Below are 3,127 nucleotides of genomic sequence, written 5' to 3'. Positions count from 1 at the left end.
CAGATCACATTCAACGGTCACACACTTAAGCCCCGTGCCTTTCGTTATCTCCTGATGCACAAGCCCGCCGGGACGATCTGCGCCAATGTGGATGATGTTTATCCGTCTCTGTTTAAGTATGTGGATATTGAGCGTGCGGATGAGTTGCATATCGCCGGTCGTTTGGATGCAGACACCACAGGTCTGGTGTTGATCACCGATGACGGGCGTTGGTCATTCCATATCACAACGCCCGATTCGCAGTGCGAAAAGGTCTATCGAGTGGGATTGTCGCGACCGATTGCGGATGATGTAGCGGATAAGTTTAAGCGTGGTGTGATGTTGCAGGGGGAAGAGCAACTGACTTTGCCTGCGACGCTAGAGGTGGTTAACCCCAAAGAGGTGCTTCTGACGATCACGCAGGGCAAGTTTCATCAGGTTAAGCGGATGTTTGCTGCGGTGGGTAATCGTGTTGTTTCACTGCATCGTGAACAAATCGGTGAGGTCGCGCTGGATGTGGAGGAGCGGCAGTGGCGGTATTTAACAGCGGATGAAGTGAAGTCCTTTTCCCGCTAACCGCTGTATGTTTTAGCCAACTTGATGAATTGGAATCTGCTTACCTTCAGCGCCCTGAGGTGTATAAAAAGGGCTGGTACAGCGGTGGATTAGTGCGAGGGGTTCCGCAGGAGTTTCCCGCGATTGCGGTTACTCTGTTTCCGTTTTGTAGATTTCAAAACCGCGTGCTGTGTAATTCGCAAGTGCGCTCTTATGATCCAGGCTGCAGGTGTGTACCCATACCCGCTGAGTGCCTTCCCATCCCCATGCTGAGTTGATTGCATGGGTGAGCAGATAACCTCCAAATCCCTTACCAATACACTGTGGCGTCAGGCCAAAGTAGGCGATCTCGACGACACCGTTATCCTGCTTGTTCAGTTCGTAGTATCCGGCAATCGCGCCTTGGGAATAGGCAACCCAGGTGCGCAGGTTTTTATCTTCGGCGTAGTGCTTCCAATCGTCATCCGAGAGGGCCAGTTTGTCCGTCCACTGCCATTGGGCACCAACAAGCTGGTAGAGGAAACGGTTCAGTTCGAACTGATCGTTTTCCACCTCAACGACACTCAGTTGATCAGGCTGGTCTTTGCCGTTTAACTGGGCGACGTTCTTCATTTCCAGATAATAGGTGGTGATCTCAGACACGCGAGTCGTCCTTTGATGGTAGTGGTCTTGGTTGATGCGGTTTGACGCGCAGCGTTTTGGGCCGTGCGAGAGTATAAGGCAGGGTGCAGAGGGTCGGCACTGATATTTTCGATCACGGGTATGAAATCTCATTTGCCTGTGTGCCGGACATGGATATGATAGGCGCCTTCAACTCTTCTGACCGGATCTGACTCTTGAAACTCAGCCAACGCCTTCAACACATCGACCAGATGATCACCACCCCATACGACCACATTTGGGACTGTTGTTGTGATCATGGTTATCTGGGTACGGCGTTGCTCAAGCGGGGTGCAGCCAAAACCGTGCACTTTGTAGATGTGGTTGAGTCGTTAACCGATGCTATCCAGACGCAACTGGAGAGCCAGTCGAATGACGCGTTTGTCGGTTGTAGCTGGCAGGTGCATTGTGAGGACGTTTCTCGTCTGACGTTATCTGATCCCGATTCTAAGCAGCTGGTTATCATCGCCGGGGTGGGCGGTGATCTGACGATGGATATGGTGCGGGCGATCACCGAGGCCCATCCTGATCACGCGTTGGAATTTATACTGTGTCCGGTGCGCCAGAATTATCAGCTGCGATGCCTGCTTATAGAGCTGGGGTATGGCTTGGTCGATGAAGTGCTGCTAGAAGACAAGCAGAAATTCTATGAGGTGATCCATGTGTCTAACCACAGTGATCAGCCGGTTGCAGCGGCAGGGTCGTTGATGTGGGATCTATCTCGCGAGTCAGATCGAGAATACTTAGAGCGCACCATCGCACATTACACGCGCATGGAGAAAAATGCGGGGCAGCAGGCAGACCGTATTCTTGCGGACTATCGGGGGCTGCTGCCCTCTGTCTGAACTCAGTGCGGCGTTGTCTTACGCAAATTTGGCGAACCGCTCGTCCAGTGGCGTATCCGCGAGGTGATTCACGTAGTTGCTCATCACCTTCTGTGACATCCCCAGAATAATCTCCAGTAGCTGTTTCGGGCCATATCCGGCCGCATAAAACTTAGCGACTTCCTCTTCTGCAACCTGTCCCCGGTTGCGTAAAACCGCCAGTGTCATATCGTGCAGCGCCTGTAATTTGGCATCACCCAGTGGCTCTCGATTACGTAGCGCCTGAGTCAGGGCGTCGTCAACATTCATCATACTGGCAATCGCTGCGTGTGCCGGCACGCAGTAATGGCATTCGTGCTCGACGTTGATGGTCTGCCAGACCACGGTCAACTCTTCCTTGTTAAGCGATGTGTCCTGAAACAGCTTGTGCAGCATCTGATATGCCTCAAGCAGTTCAGGTGATTCAGCCATGACGCCATGCAAGCTTGGAATGCTGCCAAAGGCTTTGATCGAGTTATCCAGCAGCGGTTTGCTGTTTTCGGGTGCAGATTCCTGAGTGTGGACTTCAAAGTTGTTCATCGGTTCTGTCCTTTGAGGTTGAAGTTGATCGAGTGATCAAGTTAAAGGCTACTTGTAATTGATCAAGTGATCAAGATAAAATTTGTGCACAGTTCAACGCAGGAAGTCCGATGCCAAATATCGCTAAATACAACCGTGAAGATGTGATCCACAAAGCGATGCTGCTGTTCTGGCAGAAGGGTTTTCGTGCAACGTCAACGCGGGATTTGCAACAGGCCGTCGATATGCGACCCGGCAGTATTTATGCGGCGTTTGGTAGCAAAGAGGACTTGTATGCTGAAACGTTAAAGCACTACGCGAGCTGCATGTCCGGTATTCTTGATGAAAAGCTGACGCAGCACTCAAGTGGTTTAGCCGGGTTGCGCAGTTTCTTTGTGCAGGTGTTGTTCGAGCCAACGCTGGGAGAAGCAGGGCAGGTCTGTATGCTGATCAAAACGCTGTCCGAGCTAACCGATGCTCATGCTGAGCTGCGGGCGCAGGCGATTGCTTCGTTGAGTATGATGGAGCATCTGTTCACGGATATTATCCGT

The 3,127-nt window shown here is 51.8% G+C and carries 5 protein-coding genes; 3 read left to right on the top strand and 2 right to left on the bottom strand.

Annotated features, from left to right (window positions below; genetic code table 11):
• Positions 1–3: 3 nt before the first annotated feature.
• Positions 4–555 carry a pseudouridine synthase gene (locus ABYW01_RS17770; RefSeq protein ID WP_372835372.1) on the top strand — a complete coding sequence of 184 codons (552 nt, stop codon included), beginning with the start codon at positions 4–6 and terminating at the stop codon, positions 553–555.
• Positions 556–684: 129 nt separating this feature from the next.
• On the opposite strand, the gene ABYW01_RS17765 is transcribed toward ABYW01_RS17770, so the two are convergent.
• Positions 685–1,176 carry a GNAT family N-acetyltransferase gene (locus tag ABYW01_RS17765; protein WP_372835369.1) on the bottom strand — a complete coding sequence of 164 codons (492 nt, stop codon included), beginning with the start codon at positions 1,174–1,176 and terminating at the stop codon, positions 685–687.
• A 194-nt stretch (positions 1,177–1,370) separates the two neighbouring features.
• On the opposite strand from ABYW01_RS17765, the gene ABYW01_RS17760 reads away from it, so the two are divergent.
• Positions 1,371–2,039 (top strand): tRNA (adenine(22)-N(1))-methyltransferase TrmK, encoded by a 669-nt coding sequence (locus ABYW01_RS17760; protein ID WP_372835366.1) that lies wholly within the window; start codon positions 1,371–1,373, stop codon positions 2,037–2,039.
• An 18-nt stretch (positions 2,040–2,057) separates the two neighbouring features.
• On the opposite strand, the gene ABYW01_RS17755 is transcribed toward ABYW01_RS17760, so the two are convergent.
• Positions 2,058–2,597, bottom strand: coding sequence for a carboxymuconolactone decarboxylase family protein (locus tag ABYW01_RS17755; protein ID WP_372835363.1), 540 nt, complete (start codon positions 2,595–2,597; stop codon positions 2,058–2,060).
• A 110-nt stretch (positions 2,598–2,707) separates the two neighbouring features.
• Here ABYW01_RS17755 and ABYW01_RS17750 point away from each other — a divergent pair.
• On the top strand, positions 2,708–3,127 hold a 420-nt coding region (locus ABYW01_RS17750), incomplete at its 3' end, for a TetR/AcrR family transcriptional regulator (protein ID WP_372835360.1).

Origin of the sequence: Pontibacterium sp. (assembly GCF_041587635.1) — a bacterium.
Taxonomy (GTDB): Bacteria; Pseudomonadota; Gammaproteobacteria; order Pseudomonadales; family Balneatricaceae; genus Pontibacterium.
Note: the sequence above shows the minus strand (reverse complement) of the source record. Positions and strands in the feature narration are given on the sequence as shown.